This is a genomic window from Glutamicibacter arilaitensis (assembly GCF_044793945.1).
In the GTDB taxonomy this organism is placed as follows: domain Bacteria; phylum Actinomycetota; class Actinomycetes; order Actinomycetales; family Micrococcaceae; genus Glutamicibacter; species Glutamicibacter arilaitensis_B.
Genome location: NZ_CP084994.1, coordinates 737,012 through 757,485, shown reverse-complemented (window position 1 = coordinate 757,485; position 20,474 = coordinate 737,012). Strand labels below are relative to the sequence as shown.

Genomic DNA, 20,474 nt, shown 5'->3' with positions numbered 1-20,474 from the left:
ATCTGCGGCTCGACTCGTTTAATGATTTTTAGCGGGTGTAAGCTTCCCACTTGTCCTGCTGGTGCTCACCATCGACGAAGCGGATGGTGCCGGACTTGGCACGCGTCACGATCGACTGAGTGTGGATGCGCCCGTTCTTGTAACGGACGCCGCGCAGCAGGTCGCCATCGGTGATGCCGGTGGCCGCGAAGTAGCAGTTATCGCTGGTTACCAGGTCGTTGGTGGTCAACACGCGTCCCAGCTCGTGGCCAGCGTCGATGGCCTTCTGCTTCTCGTCGTCATCGGTTGGCCACAGTCGGCCCTGGATCACGCCGCCCATTGCCTTGATAGCGCAAGCGGTGACAATTCCCTCAGGAGTTCCACCGATGCCCATCAGCGCGTCCACGCCGGTTCCCTCTCGGGTTGCCGCAATGGCGCCGGCGACATCGCCGTCCATCAGCAGCTTGGTGCGGGCACCAGCGGCACGGATCTCTTCGATCAGCCCGGCATGCCGTGGGCGGTCGAGCAGGGTCACGGTGATCTGGCTGATCTTCTTGCCCTTGGCCTTGGCGATCAGGTGCAGGTTCTGCTTCACCGGCAGGCGCAGGTCAACGAGGTCCGCGGCTTCCGGGCCGGTCACCAGTTTCTCCATGTAGAACACTGCCGAAGGGTCGAACATCGAGCCTCGGTCGGCCACGGCCAACACGGACAGGGCGTTGTTCAGGCCCAGGGCGGTCAGGCGAGTGCCGTCAATCGGGTCAACTGCCACGTCGCATTCGGGACCCGAGCCGTTGCCGACCTGTTCACCGTTGTAAAGCATCGGGGCTTCATCTTTTTCGCCTTCGCCGATGACTACCACGCCGTTGAAGTTCACGGAGGAGAGCAGTCCGCGCATTGCATCCACTGCTGCGCCGTCGGCTGCGTTCTTGTCACCGAAGCCAACCCAAGGGGATGAAGCAATGGCTGCCGCTTCCGTGGCACGCACCAGCTCCAAGGCAAGGTTGCGGTCCGGTTCCGAGTCGGTTACCGACAGTCGAGGGGAAAGCTGGGCATAATTGTTGTTTTCGGTCACGAAAGATCCCATCACAGAGTCGTAGTCATTGCGCCTATGCAAACAACTCCATCATATCCCCATCGATTTTTTGCATGTAATTCGTGTCGAGCGCGCCGGGCCGCAGACAACGTGTGTTTGGGCACCTCGGTTCGATTTGCACAGGAACATCGGGGAGAATGGGACTCGTGCAGCCAGAGAACACTCCCCAGAATGACGGCCAGACCGGTCCGCAGCCGGTACGCCGTGACCTGAATGACCCCAAAGCTACCTTTGAAGATCTTCCATTCACCCCGGTACTCACCGAGAAGCAATCAAAGCGCGCTAACCAGACGTTCAAGGGCATGATCCTGTCCATTGGTTTTACCATCGCGGTGCTCATTCCGTTGCTGCTGCTGAACCCTGGCACCAAGGAAGAAAATTTCCAGCACGCGGTTGATCTGCAAAAGGTGGCTAGTGAAGCTTCTGGTATTGCAGAATTTGAGGTTTTCGCCCCGGAGGTTTCCGGCGAAGACTATGCGAACTTCGCGCGTTGGAAGAGTAATCAGGTGCAGGATATTTCTTACTGGGAGTTCGGTCTGGTGATGAGCGAAACGAACTTTGTCTACGTGCGCCAAACCGCTGATGCGAACCCCACCTGGGTTGCTATGGTCACTGAAAATGCTGTCCCCAGTGATGAGCGCATAGTCAACGGCTCAACCTGGGAGGTCCGAGTCAAGGACGACACCACCTACATGATTTCCGAACGCGAGGACTCCACGCTGATCATCTCCAGCGACACCGGCGAGGAAGAAATCATGTCAATCGTGCAAGCTGCCGAGGCGCAGATCTCGTAATTATTGCCTGGTCATGGACATCGGTGAGGCCGATCCTTCGACCTCAAGAGTAGAATTCCACTTATGGATTCTGAACACAGCCAGACACCGTTGACCCCTCAAGAAGCTTGGAAAAAGCTCACCGAAGGCAACAGCCGATTCATCCAAGGCGCCACAGAGCACCCCAATCAGGACGGTGCCCGACGTCAGTCCCTCGTGACGGGACAAGAACCTTTCGCAGTCATCTTCGGCTGCTCCGATTCCCGTCTTGCAGCTGAGATCATTTTCGATGTGGGATTGGGCGATGTCTTCGTGGTGCGCACCGCCGGCCACGTGCTGGACACGGCAGCCCTCGGCTCCCTGGAGTTCGCCGTCGATATCCTCAATATTCCGCTGATCGTGATTCTCGGACATGACAGTTGCGGCGCAGTCACAAGTGCGATCAAGGCCAAGGAATCGGGCAATATGCCCAAGGGGTTCGTCCGCGACTTGGTCGAGCACATCATCCCTTCGGTCTTTGCCGCCGAAAGAGCAAATGTCACCGACGTGAACGGTACAGTCGTCGAACACGTCAAGCAGACCACCGCGCGATTGGTTGACCTGTCGAGCATCATTGAGACCGCGATCGCCGAAGGCCGCACCGCCGTGGCCGGCGTGGCCTACAAGCTAGCCGAAGGCGAAGCGCAACTGGTCTCCAACATGGGCCTGGAATAATCTAAGTGACCCGCGGAGTTTCCGCGGGTCACTGCATTTAATCCGGAGTTTATTCCCTGTTTCCGTTAACCTCACTGATGCCTGTGATGTTTGCGGCAGATCCCTGTTCTGCTCCGACTTCCAGGCGTATGGTGAGCCTCATGATCAACAGTGAAGAATTTCGAATTGAACATGACACCATGGGCGAAGTCCGGGTTCCGGCTCAGGCCCTGTACCGTGCCCAGACCCAGCGCGCTGTAGAAAACTTCCCGATCTCGGGGAAAACGTTGGAGTCCTCCCACATCAAAGCCCTCGCTCAGGTCAAAAAGGCTGCCGCACTCGCCAATGAAGCCTTGCAGGTGCTCGACTCCGAACGCGCAGACGCCATCGTAGTGGCCGCAGACCAGGTCGCCTCCGGTAAATTTGATGCGCACTTCCCGATCGACGTATTCCAGACCGGCTCCGGTACCAGCTCGAATATGAACACCAACGAGGTACTGGCCGAGTTGGCGACACGTGCGCTGAAGGAGTCGGGAAGCGAAACAGAAGTCCACCCGAACGACCACGTCAACGCTTCGCAGTCCTCAAATGATGTTTTCCCCACTTCGGTGCACCTAGCTGCCACAAACGCATTGGTCAACGACCTGCTCCCGGCGCTGGACACACTTGCCGCCTCACTGGAGGCAAAGAAGACCGAGTTCAAGGACGTGGTGAAGTCCGGGCGCACCCACTTGATGGACGCCACCCCGGTCACCTTGGGCCAAGAGTTCGGTGGATACGCGGCACAGATCCGCTACGGTATCGAACGCGTCGAGGCCGCCCTGCCGCGTGTGGCCGAGGTCCCCCTAGGCGGCACCGCGGTAGGCACCGGCATCAACACCCCTGATGGCTTCCCGCAGCGGGTCTTGGAATTCCTGCGTGAAGATACCGGTCTGCCGATCACCGAGGCGCGCAATCACTTCGAAGCCCAAGCTAATCGCGATGGCCTAGTCGAGGGTTCTGCCGCGTTACGCACCATCGCGATCTCCATTATCAAGATCGCCAACGACCTGCGTTGGATGGGTTCGGGCCCAAATACCGGCCTGGGCGAGATCGCGATCCCGGACCTGCAGCCGGGCTCATCGATCATGCCAGGCAAGGTCAACCCGGTGATTTCCGAGGCGGCCATTCAAGTTGCTGCACAGGTGATCGGCAATGACACTGCGATCGCCTGGGCCGGCACCAATGGCGCATTCGAGCTCAATGTCGGCATCCCTGTGATGGCCTCGAACCTGCTTGAATCCATCCGTTTGCTGGCCAACGTCTCAACGGTGATGGCCGAGAAAATGATCGATGGAATTACCGCGAATGTGGAGCGTGCACGCTTCCTCGCCGAGGCTTCCCCCTCGATCGTGACCCCGCTGAACAAGCTCATCGGCTACGAGAATGCTGCGAAGATCGCCAAAAAGGCAGTCTCCGATGGACTGACAGTCCGCGAGGCAACCATCGCGCTGGGCTTTGTGGAGCGCGGCGAAGTCACCGAGGCTCAACTTGATGAGTTGTTGGATGTTTCCACGATGATCGGCAAATACTAAGAGCCAACGCCACGCACTTCGTGGCGAACTAGCGCATGACTCAGGCGGCCACCGAAACAACTGGTGGCCGCCTGAGTGCGCTCTTCGAGGAAATGAACTTAGAGCTTGATCCAATAACGTCGTTGCGGCTCGTGAAGTCCGAACGGTTCGGCGATCTCCTCTACCGGGCATATTCGTTCGAGGACCCCTCCGCAGGACTCGATGGTCCGCGCCGAAGCGATATTCGAGTCAGCGCAGGTAAGCAGAACCTCTTCGAGGCCACGTCGGCGAGAAATTTCGAGCATTTCGCCTAGCGCCCGTTTTGCTAGGCCGGCACCTCGTGCGCTGGGGCGCAGCCCGTAGCCTATATGCCCGCCGACCTGCTTGAGGGCATCGTTGATCAATTCGTGGCGCAGGCTGACCGCACCAAGATAATGGCCATCTCGTTCCAGCCAGAGAGTGCTCTGATTGACGAAGCCCTGCGGCGGGAGAATGGTGTCGTCGCTCAGTTCGTTGAGCAGTGCCACCCAGCAGGCGAAATCCTCGGGCTTCTCCAAATCCCAATCAAACTTTTCGGCAAAGAATACCGAGGCACCCTGCTGGTCCTCTCCATTCCATTCCCGGTTGCTCGCAAGCCATGATTCGTGCAATTGAGCGCTCGGTTCGATCAACTTTAGCAATGTCATAAAGCCGAGCTTAATACGCGCTGGCCGTCCGCTGCCATCGTTGGCGGTTTAGTGTTCCCGATTACTTAAGTTGCACTGCGGTCAACCTGAGTGCAAAACTGCATCTTGTGAATAAAAGTGCAACGAAGGATTCAAAACCGGCCGCAGCACCTGCCGGTCTCAGCGCACGCATGCAAAAAACGCGTCTGTCGATCACCCGCCACGCACGCGAGCTCACCGCCGAACACGGCTTTGCCGGGTTCACCGTGGATCAGCTCTGCGCAGCGGTGGGCATCTCCCGACGCACCTTCTTCAACTACTTCGCAACAAAAATCGATGCGGTCTTCGGGCACGCCGATGACGGGGTTCCCGAGGGTGCATTGGATCGTTTTCTTGCCGCCCGGCCGGCGGGGATCGTTGGGATCTCCCCCACTTTGCAGGCAGATCTCGTCGCCCTGATCATCGAACAACTGGACCGCGATGAACAGGCAATCCAAAGCACCCAGGGGTTCTTCGCCGCCGTGCACCGCGAACCCGAATTGCTCGAACGCATGATGCAGGTTGGCCCCGAGCGTCAGGCCGAGTTCATGAAGCTCGTCTCCCAACGTGAAGGCGTCGATGCGGATCATCCAGGTCTTGCACTACTTGTTCATTCATTGCAGTTCTCCACCTTCAAAGCCATCGACCGCTTCCTGGAGTCGGACAGCGAAAGAACGCTTGCAGAAGAATTCCTCATAGTCATCGACATGGCTCGGGAATTGTATTGCCAGCCCCTGACTCGTTCCTAACCGGACGCCAGAAACACCAACCAGCTATATATCTCGCAAGGACACACGCATGTCAACGACCACCGCGTCCCGGAAAAACCCGGAACCGGCGCCGCTGCTACTGACGCAACGGCGTATCTGGATCATCTTCTCGGCGCTGATCGCCGGGATGATGCTCTCTTCCCTCGACCAGACCATCGTCTCCACCGCCATGCCCACCATCGTGGGGCAGCTCGGTGGTGTGGAGCATCAGGCGTGGATTACTACTGCTTACCTGCTGGCTACTACCATCGTGATGCCGATCTACGGCAAGTTCGGCGACGTGCTAGGTCGGCGCAACCTGTTCCTGATCGCCATCGCGCTGTTCACCCTGGCCTCCGTGGGCGCCGCGTTTGCCGGCACCTTCTGGATGTTCGTGTTCTTCCGCGCCATGCAGGGTCTGGGCGGCGGCGGGTTGATGATCCTTTCGCAGGCAATCATCGCTGACATCGTCCCGGCCTCCGAACGCGGCAAATACATGGGTCCGCTGGGCGCGATCTTCGGCATCTCGGCCGTCGCAGGTCCTCTGCTTGGTGGATTCTTCGTAGACCACCTGACCTGGCAGTGGGCTTTCTACATCAATATCCCCATTGGCATCGGCGCTTTCCTGATCGCCTGGTTCGCACTGAAGCTGCCGAGCAAGAAGGCCAGCAAGAAAATCGACATTCTCGGCGTGCTGCTGCTCTCGGCCGCCACCACCTGCCTGATCTTGTTCACCGACTTCGGCGGATCGAAGAACCATGGCTGGGCCGCCCTGGAAACCTGGGGCTGGGGCCTTGGCATGCTGGCAGCCGCATTGCTGTTCGTGATAGTCGAAGCCCGGGCAGAAGACCCAATCATTCCGCTCTCACTATTCAAGAACCGAATTTTCGTCAACGCCACAGCTATCGGATTCACCTTGGGCCTTGGCATGTTCGCGGCGATTGCCTTCGTTCCGACCTTCCTGCAGATGTCTTCGGGAACCTCCGCCGCAGTCTCCGGACTGCTCATGGTTCCGATGATGATCGGCATGATGGGTACCAGCATCTGGTCCGGTATCGCCATCTCGAAGTCCGGAAAGTACAAGGGCTATCCGATCGCCGGTGCTCTGGTGACCGCGCTGGCCATGCTCGCGTTCACCTCGCTGAGCGCTAGCACCCCGTTGTGGCTGATCTGCGTGTACCTGTTCGTCTTCGGTGCCGGTCTTGGCCTGATCATGCAGGTTGTTGTGCTCGTCGTGCAAAATGCGGTGGATCCCATCATGGTCGGCACCGCCACCTCGACGAACAACTACTTCCGTGAAGTCGGTGCCTCTTTGGGTGTGGCGATCTTCGGTGCCATGTTCACCAACCGGCTATCCGAAAAGCTCACCGAGGTGTTCACCGCTTCCGGGGCAAGCGCCGCGGACGCTGGCAATGCAACCGCGACGCTGGACCCGCAGACTCTGGCCAAGTTGCCCGAAGAAATGCGCGATGGGATCGTGACGGCCTACGCCGATTCGCTGGCGCCGGTGTTCTGGTACTTGATCCCCTTCATTCTCATCGCCTTCGTCTTGGCCTTGCTGCTCAAGCAGGTCCCGCTCTCGGACACCGCTGGCATGGTGGCACGTGGCGAGGCGATAGGTGGCGAGGAAGCCAAGCTGCTGGAAGATGCAGAACGACAAGCGAGGTTGGTGAACCATCCCCCGCAAGGTGAGTCCGAGCAGGATGCAGCTACCGGCCCGCAGAGCAAGGCAGACCCAAGGGTGTAACTTGCCTCGCGCTAAGCGCCGCCCCGCACGTGCACTTCCTCTCCCCCAGCCTGCTGGGAGATGAGGAAGCGCTCGTGCGGGGCGTTGTCTTTTTCCACAGTGTTCGTTTTTCTGGGCGACGGGCAGGCAAACGCCTCATGCGCCGCCAGTGAATCGCCGACTAAAACGGTCCCTTAGGCAGCGAAGTACCCTCCGGGCCGCGGATTCAGCGCCCAGTCGATGGCTCGCTCATGCAGCGGTGGCAGCCGTGGGCGGTCATCGAGTTCAAAGTAGCCGACTTCCACATTTTCATCATCATTGATTTGCGCCGTACCGCCCACGTGGGTCGCCCGGAAGACCACGTCAAGATACTGGGCGTGGTCACCGTTCGGATATGTTGCCGGCGCAGTGACCCCGATGCCCAGCAGGTGGGTCAGCTCGCAGTCGACCCCGGTCTCTTCGTGGACCTCGCGCACCGCGGTGTGCGAAGCCTCTTCACCGGGTTCGATAATTCCTGCCGGCAGCGTCCATAGCCCATTGTCTGCCCGGCGCACCAGCAAGACCTTAGTCCCATCCAGAACAACGATCTTCACGCCGCTGAGCCAGAGCATCCCATGGCCGATATGGGTACGCAGTTCGGTTATGAATTCGGGAGTTGCCATGGGCCTATCGTGTCATAAGCAAGGCTAGGGCCGCACCGAGGATCATGAACGGGCCGAAGGCCACCGCCGACTTTGCCGTGAGTTTTCGCGCGATAATTCCCACCAGCACCACGAGGCTGGCAAGCACGAAGGCAAAAACGCTGCCTACGAATAGCGCAGACAGGGAGAAGTAGCCGAGGTTCAAGCCGAGCACCGCAGCCAGCTTCACGTCGCCCATGCCCATCGACCCGCGGGAGATCAGCGCGAGCACCAAGTAGGCGCCGCCTAAAATAATCGCGCCGAGCAACGCCCAGAGCAGAGGCATGAATTCTGCCCGCACCGCACTGAGCGCCAGTAAGAGCAGCACACTTGCCACAGCCCAACGCAAAAGCAAGCGGTTCGGCAATCGATGGCTCTTTACGTCGGCCACCGCAAGTGCCACTCCGAAGCTCAGGAAGCAGGCGCAGAACAGCATGAGCAGCAAAGCCGTACCGATTGAGTCCTGCCAGATCGCGATCATGGTTAGAGCATAAGGCGGCATGGACTTGGACTCTAGTGTTGGCTGTGGGGTTGTGAATAACTTGGGCGCTTCTACACTTGGATTATGATCCAGTCAGCAGCTCCGCAGTTGTTTCCCGAGCATCCGGCACCCGATTCCGCGGCGCGCAGGCGTTTCCGTGCACTAGCTCGCTCGGCTCCGTGGCTCAGCACGTCGCTGCGCCTGGAACTAGACGTTCCGCTCATCTTCGCCCAGCACTCGCTTTCCGGCACGCTGGGGATGATCCTGCGTGGCCGTGAGGCCGTCGCCATCAGCGACGAATCAGATTCCCTGCGCTATCAGCGCGAATTGTTCACCGCGGACCGGGGCCGCGACTATGTGGCCGCGACCGAGTCCTCCTGGAAGCTGCCGGCCTCATTGACCTATCCGGTGTACACCAATGATCATCTGATCGCCAGGCGGCCGGAGATCGACGGCTATCAAGATCTCTTACCCTTGGATTTCTTGCAGAGCATGCTTGATCCCTATGAACTGGCGGGAACCGAGCCGGCTTCTCTTGATCTCGCCTTCGAACATCCCACGTACATCCACGAGCTGGCTCCCACGCGCAGCGAGCACGGGCGCGCTCAGCTATCCGCGGTGCTCACCGCCGGGCACAGCTATCATTCGAGCAGCGAGTCATTCGCCTTGGTCCCTACCGGAACCAAGGCGCTGATTATCCTGGATTTGGAGACTGGAATCTGCGTCGAGCGCAGGCTCCTGGACGGGAGCCAACCGCCGCTACGCATCGCGGTGCTGGCGAAAAACGAGTACTACATCGACTCGCTGTTCACCGTAGCCACCCCCACGATGACGGACGTGCGCGCACACATCCCGTGGACGGTGCGCGCACAACGTTAGACCAGTGGTCCCTCAAGCAGCTCGGTAACCAGCGCGGCGATCGCCGAACGCTCCGAACGCATGAGCGTCACATGCCCGAAGAGCGAATGCCCCTTGAGCTGTTCAACCACCGCGGCGACCCCGTCATGGCGTCCCACGTGGAGGTTGTCGCGCTGAGCCACGTCGTGGGTGAGCACCACCTTTGAGTTCTGTCCGATACGCGAGAGCACCGTGAGCAGCACGTTGCGCTCCAAGGACTGCGCCTCATCCACGATCACGAAGGAGTCATGCAGCGAGCGTCCGCGGATATGGGTCAGCGGCAAGACTTCGAGCATCCCACGCTCGACCACCTCGTCGATCACGTTCTTCGACACGATGGATCCGAGGGTATCGAAGACCGCCTGGGCCCATGGCCCCATCTTCTCTCCCTCAGAGCCCGGCAGGTAGCCGAGTTCTTGGCCACCCACTGCATAGAGCGGACGGAACACGGTGATTTTGCGGTGTTCCCGGCGTTCGAGCACCGCTTCCATCCCCGCGCACAGGGCCAGCGCGGATTTACCTGTTCCTGCGCTACCGCCCATCGAGACGATTCCCACGTTCGGGTCCATCAGCAAGTCCAGCGCGATGCGCTGCTCCGCGCTGCGCCCATGCAGCCCGAAAGCTTGCTGATCACCGCGCACCAGCTTGACCGTGTCGGCTGAGACCTTGCGAGCCAGCGCGCTACCGCGCGGAGAGGTAATCACAAAGCCGGTGTTCACCGGAGAATGCTTAGCCTCGGGAAGATCAATGAGTCGCTCGGTGTCATAGAGCTTGGCCATCTTCGATTCGTCGAGCTCTAGGGATTCCACCCCGCTCCATTCCGAGGAGGCGATCAGCTCGTTTCGATACACCTCGGCGTGGATGCCGATGGCCGAGGCCTTGATGCGCATGGGCAGGTCTTTGGTCACCAAAGCCACGTCTTTGCCTTGATCGAGCAGGTGTTTGGCAACCGCCAGAATGCGGGTGTCATTTTCGCCCGAACGCATCCCCAGAGGAAGCACCTCGGAGGCGATGTTATTCAGCTCGATGCGTAATGTGCCTCCGGCATCGGAGACCGGGACCGCTTCAGCTAAACCGCCATGGCTGGCGATCAGCTCGTCAAGTAGCCGCAACGCTTGGCGGGCAAAAAAGCCCAGATCAGGGTCCTTGCGCTTATGTTCCAGCTCGGTAATGACTGTCAACGGGATCACCACATGGTGTTCCTCGAAGTGGAACATCGCTTTCGGGTCCGACAGCAACACCGAAGTGTCAATGACGTAGGTTCGGACAGCCGAGTCGGTAGTTCGGGTCATAGCAGCGCACCCATTCTCGAATCCGGCGTGGGGAATCTCCCCACGCTTTAGTGGGAAGTTCCGCCACCGGATGCCAAGGGTGACCCACGAATTGCTCCGGGGAAACGCCGCATCTGGTCATCTAGTGAGAAACCTTTCGGTCAGCCGGGACTGTTGCGTCCCGCCATATTCTCACCATAGACCGCTCAGGGCTCCAGTAGGTTAAGAGCAAGTATCATTTTTGAGAACGCTGGAAACTTGGTATTTCACTTGGTAGTTTTAAGCGCCGAAGCGGCGCTGGCGATCTGCGAAATCGCGCAACGCGCGGAGGAAGTCGACGCGCCTGAAATCTGGCCACAACGCTTCGCAGAAATAGAACTCGGAGTAGGCGCTCTGCCAGGTCAGAAATCCGCTAAGCCGCTGTTCACCGCTGGTACGTATCACCAGGTCGGGATCCGGCTGCCCCTTGGTGTACAAATAGGATTCGAGCTCATCGATGCACAGCGACTCGCTCACCGATTCCAGCGAACGTCCCGTGTCCGCTGCATCGCGCAGCAAAGACTTGATCGCGTCGATAATTTCGCGCCGCCCGCCATAGCCGATAGCAACATTTACGTGCACTCCCGTGCGGTGTGCGGTGCTCATTTCCAGGGCCGAAAGCTTCGTGGAAAGTTCTTCAGGCAAAAGATCTAGCGCGCCGACCTGTTGCACCTTGATCTGATCGGTCTCCCCCAGCCGGTCCAAGGTGTTGCCAATGACCTTGAGCAGGTCCCGCAGTTCACTGGGTTCACGGTTCAGGTTGTCCGTGGAAAGCATGTAGAGGGTGACAACTTTGATCCCCAAGTCCTCACACCATTCAAGGAACTCAAGGATCTTGTCGGCACCTGCCTGATGGCCTGCGAGGGTAGGGCTTCCGGCAAGCTTCGCCCAACGGCGATTGCCGTCAACCATCACCCCAATGTGGTGCGGCAGTTTGTCACCAGGCAACGACTTCGCTAGGCGCCGTTCGTAGAAACGGTAGACCAGAGAAGGAAATCGCATCTGGTACCTCGCTTTCGCACACAATCAAAAGAATTCTTGAAACTAAATCTATCGTGTTTCACCACGTACACGGTGCATCCATCTGGCCCGGCTGCGCGGTTAGCGGCCACGCAGCAGCTGCAAAAATGCATCCACTCCGGCCACCGGAAGATTGCACAGTTCCATCCGGCAAGGCTGGATTTGCAGGCTCTGCACGTCCTTCGCCGGCTTGTCGGTGCTCTTGGCTTCGATCCCCAGCCCCTTGCAAATAGCCCGTAATCTCAGACGTTCCTCGCTGCTGCCTCCGGTGAAATTCACATAATGTACCGACGAGTCGAGCACCGATTGCACCTCTAGCGCGGTGGCCACCTGGGTGGGCGCTTCACCGGCGAGCGCCGAACCGTGGGCGCTGAGCTTTCCTGCCCGCTCGAACTGGACGGCGTTGACCGCAGCGAAACTCCCTTCAGCCATGCTCTGCAGAGCCTGGCGTGCCAAGGCCTTGGCGTAGAGCGCCCCGGCGGCGGGGATGGCGTCATCGAGGACCGTCACCGGTGCGATATTCGAGCGCTGCTTGCTCAGGCGTGCATCTAGGCTGACGGTATCTCGGGGGATCCCGGTTTCCGGGTCTAGGAAGCTCTCAGCACGGTCAAGCAACTCCACGGCGCGCTCTTGCCACGTCGCACGTTCCGCGCTTTGATCTAGGGCTAAGAATCCAAGAGCGAGCGCTGCGTAGTCCTGCAAGGTACCCTCGTTGCCAGCCGCTGGCTGACCGGCGAAGCTGACTCTGGAAAGAGTTTTGGTCCGCGCGTCCCAGTGCACCTCCCAAATGGCGGTTGCCACTCTTTCAGCAAGTTCGCCTAGCTGCGGGTTCGCGAGCAGTTCTCCCGCCTCGGCAAGGGCTTCGATAGCCAAGCCATTCCATCCGGCGATGATTTTCTCATCTCGCCCCGGGCGTTCGCGAGTGGCCCGCAGGGTGCGAAGCTGCTCCTTGAACGCATTCCAGATTTCGAGCTGGTCATCTGCCGGGGCGCCGGTTAATGACAGGTGGAAGTAGCCGGGATCTTCGGCTACCGCCGCGAGCCGCACCAGGCCTGCGGGCAGTTCTACGTCTGCCCGGTTCAGCGCCTCAGAGTATTCTTCCCGGGTGAAGGTGTAGGCCGCTCCCTCAACGCTTTTTCCGGCACGCATTGAATCGGCATCCAATGAGGCTGCCAATGCGCGATTCGGTTCGCCTCCCGCCCCGGTCAAAAGCTCCGCATACAAGAAATCTGCGGTATCCAGGGCCGCTTGCCGGGCCAACTGGGCAAGCTGCGCCGCACGCAACGACTGGTTGGTGCCCTGCACTGCCAGCTCTTCGGCAAATACCGCGGTACGTGCACACAGCGAGAGTAGCCCCGCATTGTCGTAGAGCATTTTTTCAAAGTGCGGGACCGCCCAATGCTCATCCACGCAGTAGCGGGCGAACCCGCCGGAGAGATGATCGTGCAGGCCGCCGAGCAGCATCGCTTCGACGGTAGTCGCCAACGCGTTGAAAGCTTCTGCGCTGTGCTCGGGTTCAAGCATCACGGTGCGCCATAAGGTTTTCAACGCCCAGCTCGGCGGGAACTTGGGTGCCGGGGTAAAGCCACCTTCAGGTTTGGTCTGGGCGATCCAATGCGCGCTCGCAGCCGCAAGCGCCTCGGCTACCGGCGTAGGGCTCGCCAGGTTCAAGAGTGTGCCTTGCCGGGTGCCAAGTTCCGCCAGGTGGTTGGCGAGCATATCGGCTTGTTCTTCCAGCCCCTCGCGGCGCTCTTCCCAGGCTTGATGCACGGCATCCAGCAGCTGTGTGAAGGAAGGCATCTTTCCGCGAGGTTCACGTGGGTAATAGGTGCCCGCGTGGAAAGTCCGCCCGTCGGGCAGGGTAAAGATCGTCATGGGCCAGCCGCCAGAACCGGTCAGCGCTTGGGTGGCCATCATGTAGGTGTCATCCACCAATGGGTGTTCCTCGCGGTCCACCTTGATCGCGACAAAATGATCATTCAATTTACCCGCAACCGCTGGGTCGTCAAAGGATTCGTGGCTCATCACGTGGCACCAGTGGCAGGCCGCATAACCGATGGAGAGCATCACCGGTACATCGCGCAGTCGAGCCTGTTCGAAGGCTTCATCCCCGTAGGGCCACCAGTCAACTAGCTGGTGGGAGTGCTGACGGAGATAGGCCGAGGAGCTTGCGGCGATTCGTTGTCCCATAGCGCCATTCTGCCCCATCAGGGTTTACCTCTCCTGTAAGCGTGGCTCAAGGCAAATGTGGCTCGCAAGGCCAAGCTAGTTTCCCGCATGACCCGCAAAGCCAGAAAGAAATAGCCTCGTGGCAAGCTCACCACTAATTGGCGAACTCGGCACGAGGCTGCGCTTCTAATATTGCGAAGCTTAGCTATCTTCGGACGTTTTTGGATCTACCGGATCGGTAGATTCTTGGCGCACCTGGTTCTCGCCCTTGAGCATCAGCTCGTTCTGCTTCGCTTCGGCTTCCGAGGCATAACGCACGCGGCGTACACGGCGCACCATGTCTCGGATGAGGAAAATTACTGCCAGCGCCAGAAACGCGGTGAACACGAATCCGAGGAAACCCGGGCCATAGCTGTTCTCGTCCAAATTTTCGTTCTGAACATTGGTGCTCGCAACCAGCATGGTCGCGTAGATCGCATTCACGGTGTGGGGACAACTCTTTTCTGGAACTAGTTGGTACTTAGCTCTATCTTAGTCCGGCAAACAGATCTGATTCGGGCAGCTCGGTGGCAACCTTCGAAGAGATCAGCGTGTAGTCCTCCCACGGCCATGACTCGGCATAGATATGCTCGGGGACCGCGAAGAAGAATCCTTCCGGGTCAATCTGGGTTCGGTGCGCTAGCAAGGCCTGATCGCGCAGCGTGAAGTAATCTGCACAATGCACCTGCGTGGTCGTGGTATGTGGCGAAACCCACTTGAACATTTCGTTCTCTTCGTCGTTTTCCCACATGGCGACTCGTTCGGTGTACGGCGACTCGTAGCCGGCCTCCAGCATTGCGTAATGCAGTGTCCGGAAGCGGTCCGAGGAGAACGCGCGGTCGAAGTAAAGCTTGTCGACTTCCCATGGCTCACCGAGCTCGGGGTACATCTCGGGGTTTCCGGCCTGTTCGAAAGCGAAGGTGGAAACCTTGTGGCTTTGAATGTGGTCCGGGTGCGGGTATCCGCCATTCTCGTCGTAGGTGGTAATCACGTGCGGACGGAATTCGCGAATCAGCTTGATGATGCCTGCTGCCGCGATTTCCACCGGCTGCAGCGCGAAAGCACCGAAAGGCAGTTCGGGCAACGGATCACCTTCGGGCAGTCCCGAGTCGACGTATCCTAACCAACGGTGCTTAACACCGAGCACGGCGGCAGCTTCAGCCATCTCCGTGCGGCGCACGCCGGGCAGGTCACGATGTGCGTGCGCCAGTTCCCCGACCGCCGCATTCAGAATGTCACCGCGTTCACCGCCGGTGCAGCTGACGACCATAACCTCGGCGCCGGCTTCAACATAGGCAGCCATGGTGGCAGCACCTTTTGACGACTCGTCGTCAGGGTGGGCATGAATCGCCATGAGACGCAGCCCCTGGGACGGCGCCAACTTCTTCACGTCGTGAATCTCCACGTAAAATCTTCCTTCTGCACTGTGAACAGGCCGGTATGCCGTCATGGCATACCATCAATGACAACTCTCACGTAGACCCTAGTTATTCCCTGTACCCCCTGCCGGTAGACTTAGAGATACCTCATAGTTGGCGGCAGAGAGTGGTGCAGGGTAAGCGATGTCTGATCCAAGCTTAACGGCTCGATACAACAACCCCAAGAAACGCCCTCTGGCCAAGCGAACCCGCAACCTGCTCATTGCTGGCGCCCTGACCGTCGGCGTAGCTGGCGCGGCGTATATCGGATTCACAAATTTCAGTGCAATCACCGCTCAGGACATCGAGTTCTCGGTCGCCTCCCCCGCTCAGGCAACCGCTGTGATTGAGGTCGAGTACAACTCCAAGCACCGCGTACAGTGCGATGTGCGAGCACTGAACGAGTCCAAGGCGACCGTCGGATTCACCAGCATCGTGCTTGAATCCACTGATCCGGGCAAGCTGACTACCCAGCGCATCACGGTGCCGATGCATACCGATAATCTGGCCACCGCCGCCGGGGTAGAGGCTTGTTACAAGGTTCCGAACAATTTCGCCGAGTAACATTTAGGCCGATCTTCTTCTCGCAAAGCTGAACCTATTGGGATTATTTCCCAAACACGACTATTATCGTGGGAAAGTACGTTTAACCCCGCATCGGTTTGTGCGCCTAGTTGATAAAAAACTGGGAACAGGAGCCTAGCGGGGTCTTTGCTTGCATCCGCCGAAATTCGACAGATCACCAATTCGTACCGAATCTGACTTCTTCAACGCCACCGCATGGTGGCGTTCGGCTTTACCGCCCACCACGGGCGGCTAACAGAAGAAGTCCCTGACAGACCAAAGGAAGTACAACGTGAGCACCAACAGCAACGAACCTGTCGTGTGGCTGACTCAGGAGGCCTTCGACCGCCTTCAGAACGAACTGACCTTCCTCTCCGGCCCAGGCCGCACCGAAATCGTTGCCCGCATCGAGCAGGCACGTTCGGAGGGTGACCTCAAGGAGAACGGCGGCTACCATGCTGCCCGTGAGGAGCAAGGCAAGGCCGAGGCCCGCATCCTTTACCTAAAGGATCTCCTTCGCCGCGCGCACGTAGGCGAAGCGCCTGCAGATGACGGAGTGGTCGAACCCGGCATGCTGGTGGGTGCCACCATCGCTGGTGACGAGACCACCTTCTTGTTCGGTTCCCGTGAAGTTGCCGGCGACAGCGACCTTGAGGTTTACTCGGAGCAGTCTCCAATCGGCAAGGCCGTACACGGCAAGAAGGTTGGCGACAAGCTGACTTACACTGCGCCTAACGGACGCGATATCGCCGTGGAGATCATCTCTGCCACGCCATACCAGGGCTAATCCCTACGCATAAAAATCTGGCCTGACACTTTTCGAAGTGTCAGGCCAGATTTTTTACATCTGCATTCTTAGAACTAGGCTACCGAGCCACCAGCACTGTTAGTGATGTGCGGGTCAAAGCCCTCGGCACGCAAATTATCAAGCACATGTTCGGAGTGCTTATGCCCCTTGGTTTCCAAATCGATGGTGATCGCCACATCGCCCATGGACAGCGAGCCGCCGATGCGAGTGTGGTCCAACCGGGTCACGTTCGCATCCGATTCAGCAATGACCCGCGAGATCGTCGCTAACGCGCCTGGACGGTCCGGAAGCATGATGCGCACGGTCAGGAATCGGCCGGCGGCATTCAAACCACGCTGAATCACCTTGAGCATCAGCAGCGGATCGATATTTCCGCCCGAGAGGATCACCACGGTAGTCGCCGGGTCAATCCCATGCTCTTTCAACCGGTCCTCTAAGAGCGCTGCAACGCCCACTGCACCAGCCGGCTCCACCACCAGCTTGTTGCGCTCCAGCAGAACTACCAGCGCCTGCGCCAGTGCATCTTCGGAGACCGTCACCACGTCATCAACGAGTTCCTTGATGATGGCAAACGGCAGCTGGCCGGGCTTACCCACCGCGATGCCATCAGCAATGGTGTGCACCGTGTCCAGGGGCACCAGCGCATCCGCCGCCAGCGATGGTGGGTACGCTGCGGCATTTTCTGCCTGCACACCAACCACCTTGATCTCGCGGCCCAGCTGGCGGGCCTTCTCCTTCAGTGCGATCGCCACACCGGCTAGCAGGCCACCGCCGCCCACGCCCATCAGCACGGTTTCAACCTGCGGAACCTGTTCCAGGATTTCAAGCCCAATAGTTCCTTGGCCGGCAATGATGTCGGGGTGGTCGAAAGGGTGCACAAACACCGCACCGGTTTCATCGGCAAAACGCTGCGCCTCCGCCAGCGCCTGATCTACGGTATCCCCGAACAGCACCACTTTGGCGCCGTGGTCTTCGGTAGCCGCGAGCTTAGGCAATGCCACTCCGCGCGGCATGTAGATGCGTGCTTCAATTCCCAGATGCGCCGCTGCTTGGGCGACACCTTGCGCATGGTTGCCTGCCGAGGCGGCCACCACTCCTCGGGCCTTCTCTTCGGCGCTGAGCTTTGACATGCGTACGTAGGCGCCACGCACCTTGAAGGAACCAGCACGTTGCAGGTTCTCACATTTCAGGAACACCTCAGCGCCGGCATGCAAGGAAAGCACCCGAGAATGCTCGATCGGGGTACGCGCAATCACCGGTTCGAGCACCTTGGCCGCGTGCTCGATATCAGCCAATGTGACAGGTAGTTCTGGCTTGGTGCTCATCTATTCCTCATTTGCAATGTTCTCGGAGCGCCGGCTCACCGGCGGTTGTTCGGGGGATGTCTCGGTGGGCAGCTCTGGAGGGGCGTGAGGTTCTTCGCCAACTCCATATTGTTCGCGGACGAACGGGTCATCGTCCCATCCGCGTCGAGCCAGGTATTTCACCACCGCATTCAGTACGGCCATAATTGGGACGGCGAATAGCGCGCCTGGGATGCCTGCCAGCATGGCGCCGCCGGCGACTGCCAGCACCACTGCCAGCGGGTGCAGGCTAACCGCTTTGCCCATGACCAGCGGCTGCAGGATGTTCGATTCGGCCTGCTGCACCAGCAACACCACGCCGAGCATGATCAACGCGTTGACCCAACCGTTGGCCACAAGGGCCAGCAGCACTGCCAATGCACCGGTAACAAGAGCACCGATGATCGGGATGAAGGAACCGACGAAGACGATTACGCCCAGCGGCATTGCTAGCGGAACGCCCAAGAAGAACGCGCCAAAGCCAATGCCCACGGCGTCGATGAAGGCCACCAGCAGTTGCACGCGCACGTAGCGCACTAAGGAGAACCAGCCACGACTCATCGCGCCATCCATGGCTGGGCGGGCACGGCGGGGCAGCAGATTGATCAGGAATAGGCCGATCTTCCGTCCGTCGAGGAGCAAGAAGACCAAGGTGAACAGCGCCAGCAGAGCGCCGGTGACGATCTGGCCCAGGGCAGAACCCCAACTGATCGCTTCGCTTAAAATATTTGTGGCGTTCGAGCGTAGCTGGCCCAACGCGTCATCGATGACATTTTGCAGGTCATCATTGGTTAGCTGCAAGGGTCCGTTGAAGAGCCAATCTTGGACCTGCTCTAAACCTGCGATTGATTGATTCCACAGTGCTGCGAACCCGGCAGATAGGCGTTGCCCGGCCATCGACAATCCGCTCACCACGAGCCCGAGGAAGCCAAGCACGGTGAATCCCACAGCCAGTCCGCGCGGCACCGCTAACTTGGTGTTCAGCGCGTTGACGATTGGCGACAGCAGTCCGCTGATCAGCGCGGCGATCAGCACCGGGATCAGCAGCAAAGACAGCTGCGATAGAAGCCAGACAATCACGCCTACGGCGGCAGCCACGACGAGGAAACGCCAGGACCACCAGGCCGCTAGGCGCACCGCATATGGCATGTCGTCGGCGTCATGGAAATCCACGTTCGCTGATCTTGGGCTAGGTCCCGAGCTGGTTTTTGTTGGTAGCACCACTCGGAACCGGCGCAGTCGCGACAGCCGGTTACTCTTCATTTCTCTAAGTTACCGTGAGTTCCGCGCCGCACCGGGATCCATGTCGGTATTGTGACATAAAAAATAGAACCAGTGCCCGTATTGGGCACTGGTTCTGAGATTATATTTCAATATGCTTATTCGTCGCCGCGCAGAATAGCCAGAATGCGCAGAATCTCAAGATATAGCCAGACCAAGGTCATGGTCAGACCGAAAGCACCGCGCCAAGCCATGATGGCCGGGGCACCCTGACGGGATAGCTCTTCGATCATGGTGAAGTCAGAAACCAGCGCGTAGGTCGCAAGCAGCACTGCAATCAAGCCAATAACGACGCCGAAGATACCGCTGCGCATGCCAAACATGCCGTCGACCGTGCCGGTCATCATCATGACCATATTGACCAGCGAGAAGACGACCATGCCGATCATCGCGATCATGAACATCTTGTTCAGTTTCGGAGTCATCCGGTACTTACCCGAACGGTACAGTGCCAAGGTCACGCCAGCGACACAGAAGGTCGCGACGACCGCCTGAATTGCGACGCCTGGGTAGCGAGAGTCGAGGAACTGCGAGAGTCCGCCGAGGAACAAGCCTTCGGCTGCCGCGTAGAGAAGGATCAGAGCCGGTGACGGCTTCTTCTTGAAGACGTTCACCAGACCAAGCACGAAACCGACCAGTGCGCCTGGCAGCATCAGGGCTGGTACGGCCCAACCTGCGGCGGCACCCACAACAACCAGTGCCAAGCACAGGATGGTCTTGTTGATGGTGTCGCCAATGGTCATGCGACCGGTGTCGTGGCTAGTGGCCGATGGCTGCTGGTACATGCCCTGCAACTGATCGGCGCTGAGGTTGCCGGATTCGTGGAATCCGACCGGACTGCCTGCATTGGAGCCAGTGCCCCAGTTTGCAGACTGGTTCTTGGAACCGAAGATCGGGTTACCGCTCAACCTGAATTCCCCCATAAGTCGTTTGTTCAAGCACAAGCCCATCGCCTGTGTCCTGCAATCGATCTTATTTGGGTTTGCTGTGAATCGGCTCAGCCATAGGGATGATATCGATATATTTCCAGTGAATTATGCCTAGAGCGTGTGCATCCACCGATTCGCTTCAAAGCCAAGATGAATCCTTGCTAAAAAAATCCGTTCCATCCCGCTTTGACTGCCGGAACTTTTGCGATCAAACGAAACGGGCAGCCGTGCTAAAAGCGCTGCCATGGTGGTTTGCCACACGCGA

20 protein-coding genes are annotated in these 20,474 nt (G+C 59.0%); 8 read left to right on the top strand and 12 right to left on the bottom strand.

The window, feature by feature from the left end; all coding sequences use genetic code 11:
• Nucleotides 1–28: 28 nt before the first annotated feature.
• A complete protein-coding gene (glpX, locus tag LG294_RS03595; protein ID WP_404289575.1) occupies nt 29–1,063 on the bottom strand; it encodes a class II fructose-bisphosphatase in 1,035 nt (344 codons plus the stop codon).
• Nucleotides 1,064–1,209: 146 nt separating this feature from the next.
• On the opposite strand from glpX, the gene LG294_RS03590 reads away from it, so the two are divergent.
• The 3 genes from LG294_RS03590 (at nt 1,210) to LG294_RS03580 (ending at nt 4,112) form a co-directional block, all read left to right on the top strand.
• Nucleotides 1,210–1,866: a DUF4245 domain-containing protein gene (locus LG294_RS03590; protein WP_404289572.1), complete on the top strand. Its 657-nt coding sequence runs from the start codon at nt 1,210–1,212 to the stop codon at nt 1,864–1,866.
• 63 nt (nt 1,867–1,929) lie between these two features.
• The gene (locus tag LG294_RS03585) at nt 1,930–2,559 is read left to right on the top strand and encodes a carbonic anhydrase (protein WP_404289571.1); all 630 of its coding nucleotides are present in this window, start codon (nt 1,930–1,932) and stop codon (nt 2,557–2,559) included.
• A gap of 140 nt (nt 2,560–2,699) precedes the next feature.
• Complete coding sequence (locus tag LG294_RS03580; protein ID WP_404289569.1) at nt 2,700–4,112, top strand: class II fumarate hydratase; 1,413 nt, start codon at nt 2,700–2,702, stop codon at nt 4,110–4,112.
• 98 nt (nt 4,113–4,210) lie between these two features.
• Here the strand turns inward: LG294_RS03580 and LG294_RS03575 are convergent, their stop codons facing one another.
• A complete protein-coding gene (locus tag LG294_RS03575) occupies nt 4,211–4,777 on the bottom strand; it encodes a GNAT family N-acetyltransferase (protein WP_404289567.1) in 567 nt (188 codons plus the stop codon).
• A gap of 107 nt (nt 4,778–4,884) precedes the next feature.
• On the opposite strand from LG294_RS03575, the gene LG294_RS03570 reads away from it, so the two are divergent.
• On the top strand, nt 4,885–5,544 hold the full coding sequence (locus LG294_RS03570) for a TetR/AcrR family transcriptional regulator (protein ID WP_404289566.1): 660 nt from the start codon (nt 4,885–4,887) through the stop codon (nt 5,542–5,544).
• 49 nt (nt 5,545–5,593) lie between these two features.
• On the top strand, nt 5,594–7,291 hold the full coding sequence (locus LG294_RS03565; RefSeq protein ID WP_404289564.1) for an MDR family MFS transporter: 1,698 nt from the start codon (nt 5,594–5,596) through the stop codon (nt 7,289–7,291).
• Nucleotides 7,292–7,464: 173 nt separating this feature from the next.
• Here the strand turns inward: LG294_RS03565 and LG294_RS03560 are convergent, their stop codons facing one another.
• Together LG294_RS03560 and LG294_RS03555 are read right to left on the bottom strand one after the other, a co-directional pair.
• Complete coding sequence (locus tag LG294_RS03560) at nt 7,465–7,932, bottom strand: NUDIX hydrolase (protein ID WP_404289562.1); 468 nt, start codon at nt 7,930–7,932, stop codon at nt 7,465–7,467.
• Nucleotides 7,933–7,936: 4 nt separating this feature from the next.
• A complete protein-coding gene (locus tag LG294_RS03555) occupies nt 7,937–8,431 on the bottom strand; it encodes a prepilin peptidase (RefSeq protein ID WP_404289560.1) in 495 nt (164 codons plus the stop codon).
• A gap of 84 nt (nt 8,432–8,515) precedes the next feature.
• Here LG294_RS03555 and LG294_RS03550 point away from each other — a divergent pair, with 84 nt between their 5' ends.
• On the top strand, nt 8,516–9,310 hold the full coding sequence (locus tag LG294_RS03550) for a hypothetical protein (RefSeq protein WP_404289558.1): 795 nt from the start codon (nt 8,516–8,518) through the stop codon (nt 9,308–9,310).
• Here the strand turns inward: LG294_RS03550 and LG294_RS03545 are convergent.
• From LG294_RS03545 to mca, 5 genes are all read right to left on the bottom strand, one after another.
• Nucleotides 9,307–10,620 (bottom strand): PhoH family protein, encoded by a 1,314-nt coding sequence (locus LG294_RS03545; protein ID WP_404289556.1) that lies wholly within the window; start codon nt 10,618–10,620, stop codon nt 9,307–9,309. The genes LG294_RS03550 and LG294_RS03545 overlap by 4 nt on opposite strands.
• Before the next feature lie 258 nt (nt 10,621–10,878).
• Nucleotides 10,879–11,640 carry an isoprenyl transferase gene (locus LG294_RS03540; RefSeq protein ID WP_404289554.1) on the bottom strand — a complete coding sequence of 254 codons (762 nt, stop codon included), beginning with the start codon at nt 11,638–11,640 and terminating at the stop codon, nt 10,879–10,881.
• A gap of 99 nt (nt 11,641–11,739) precedes the next feature.
• Nucleotides 11,740–13,848, bottom strand: coding sequence for a thioredoxin domain-containing protein (locus tag LG294_RS03535; protein WP_404289552.1), 2,109 nt, complete (start codon nt 13,846–13,848; stop codon nt 11,740–11,742).
• 180 nt (nt 13,849–14,028) lie between these two features.
• Nucleotides 14,029–14,310: a hypothetical protein gene (locus LG294_RS03530; RefSeq protein ID WP_404289550.1), complete on the bottom strand. Its 282-nt coding sequence runs from the start codon at nt 14,308–14,310 to the stop codon at nt 14,029–14,031.
• 43 nt (nt 14,311–14,353) lie between these two features.
• A complete protein-coding gene (mca, locus tag LG294_RS03525; protein ID WP_404291633.1) occupies nt 14,354–15,220 on the bottom strand; it encodes a mycothiol conjugate amidase Mca in 867 nt (288 codons plus the stop codon).
• Nucleotides 15,221–15,428: 208 nt separating this feature from the next.
• On the opposite strand from mca, the gene LG294_RS03520 reads away from it, so the two are divergent.
• Nucleotides 15,429–15,848, top strand: coding sequence for a DUF4307 domain-containing protein (locus LG294_RS03520; RefSeq protein ID WP_404289548.1), 420 nt, complete (start codon nt 15,429–15,431; stop codon nt 15,846–15,848).
• A gap of 292 nt (nt 15,849–16,140) precedes the next feature.
• Nucleotides 16,141–16,635 carry a transcription elongation factor GreA gene (gene greA / locus LG294_RS03515; protein WP_404289546.1) on the top strand — a complete coding sequence of 165 codons (495 nt, stop codon included), beginning with the start codon at nt 16,141–16,143 and terminating at the stop codon, nt 16,633–16,635.
• Between the two features lie 74 nt (nt 16,636–16,709).
• Here greA and ilvA read toward each other — a convergent pair whose 3' ends face one another.
• The 3 genes from ilvA to LG294_RS03500 all read right to left on the bottom strand — a co-directional run bounded on the left by ilvA (nt 16,710) and on the right by LG294_RS03500 (nt 20,203).
• Entirely contained in the window at nt 16,710–17,981 is a 1,272-nt protein-coding gene (gene ilvA / locus LG294_RS03510) for a threonine ammonia-lyase (RefSeq protein ID WP_404289544.1), read from the bottom strand.
• A complete protein-coding gene (locus LG294_RS03505; RefSeq protein ID WP_404289542.1) occupies nt 17,982–19,172 on the bottom strand; it encodes an AI-2E family transporter in 1,191 nt (396 codons plus the stop codon).
• Nucleotides 19,173–19,378: 206 nt separating this feature from the next.
• Entirely contained in the window at nt 19,379–20,203 is an 825-nt protein-coding gene (locus tag LG294_RS03500) for a Bax inhibitor-1/YccA family protein (RefSeq protein WP_404289540.1), read from the bottom strand.
• Nucleotides 20,204–20,474 lie beyond the last annotated feature (271 nt).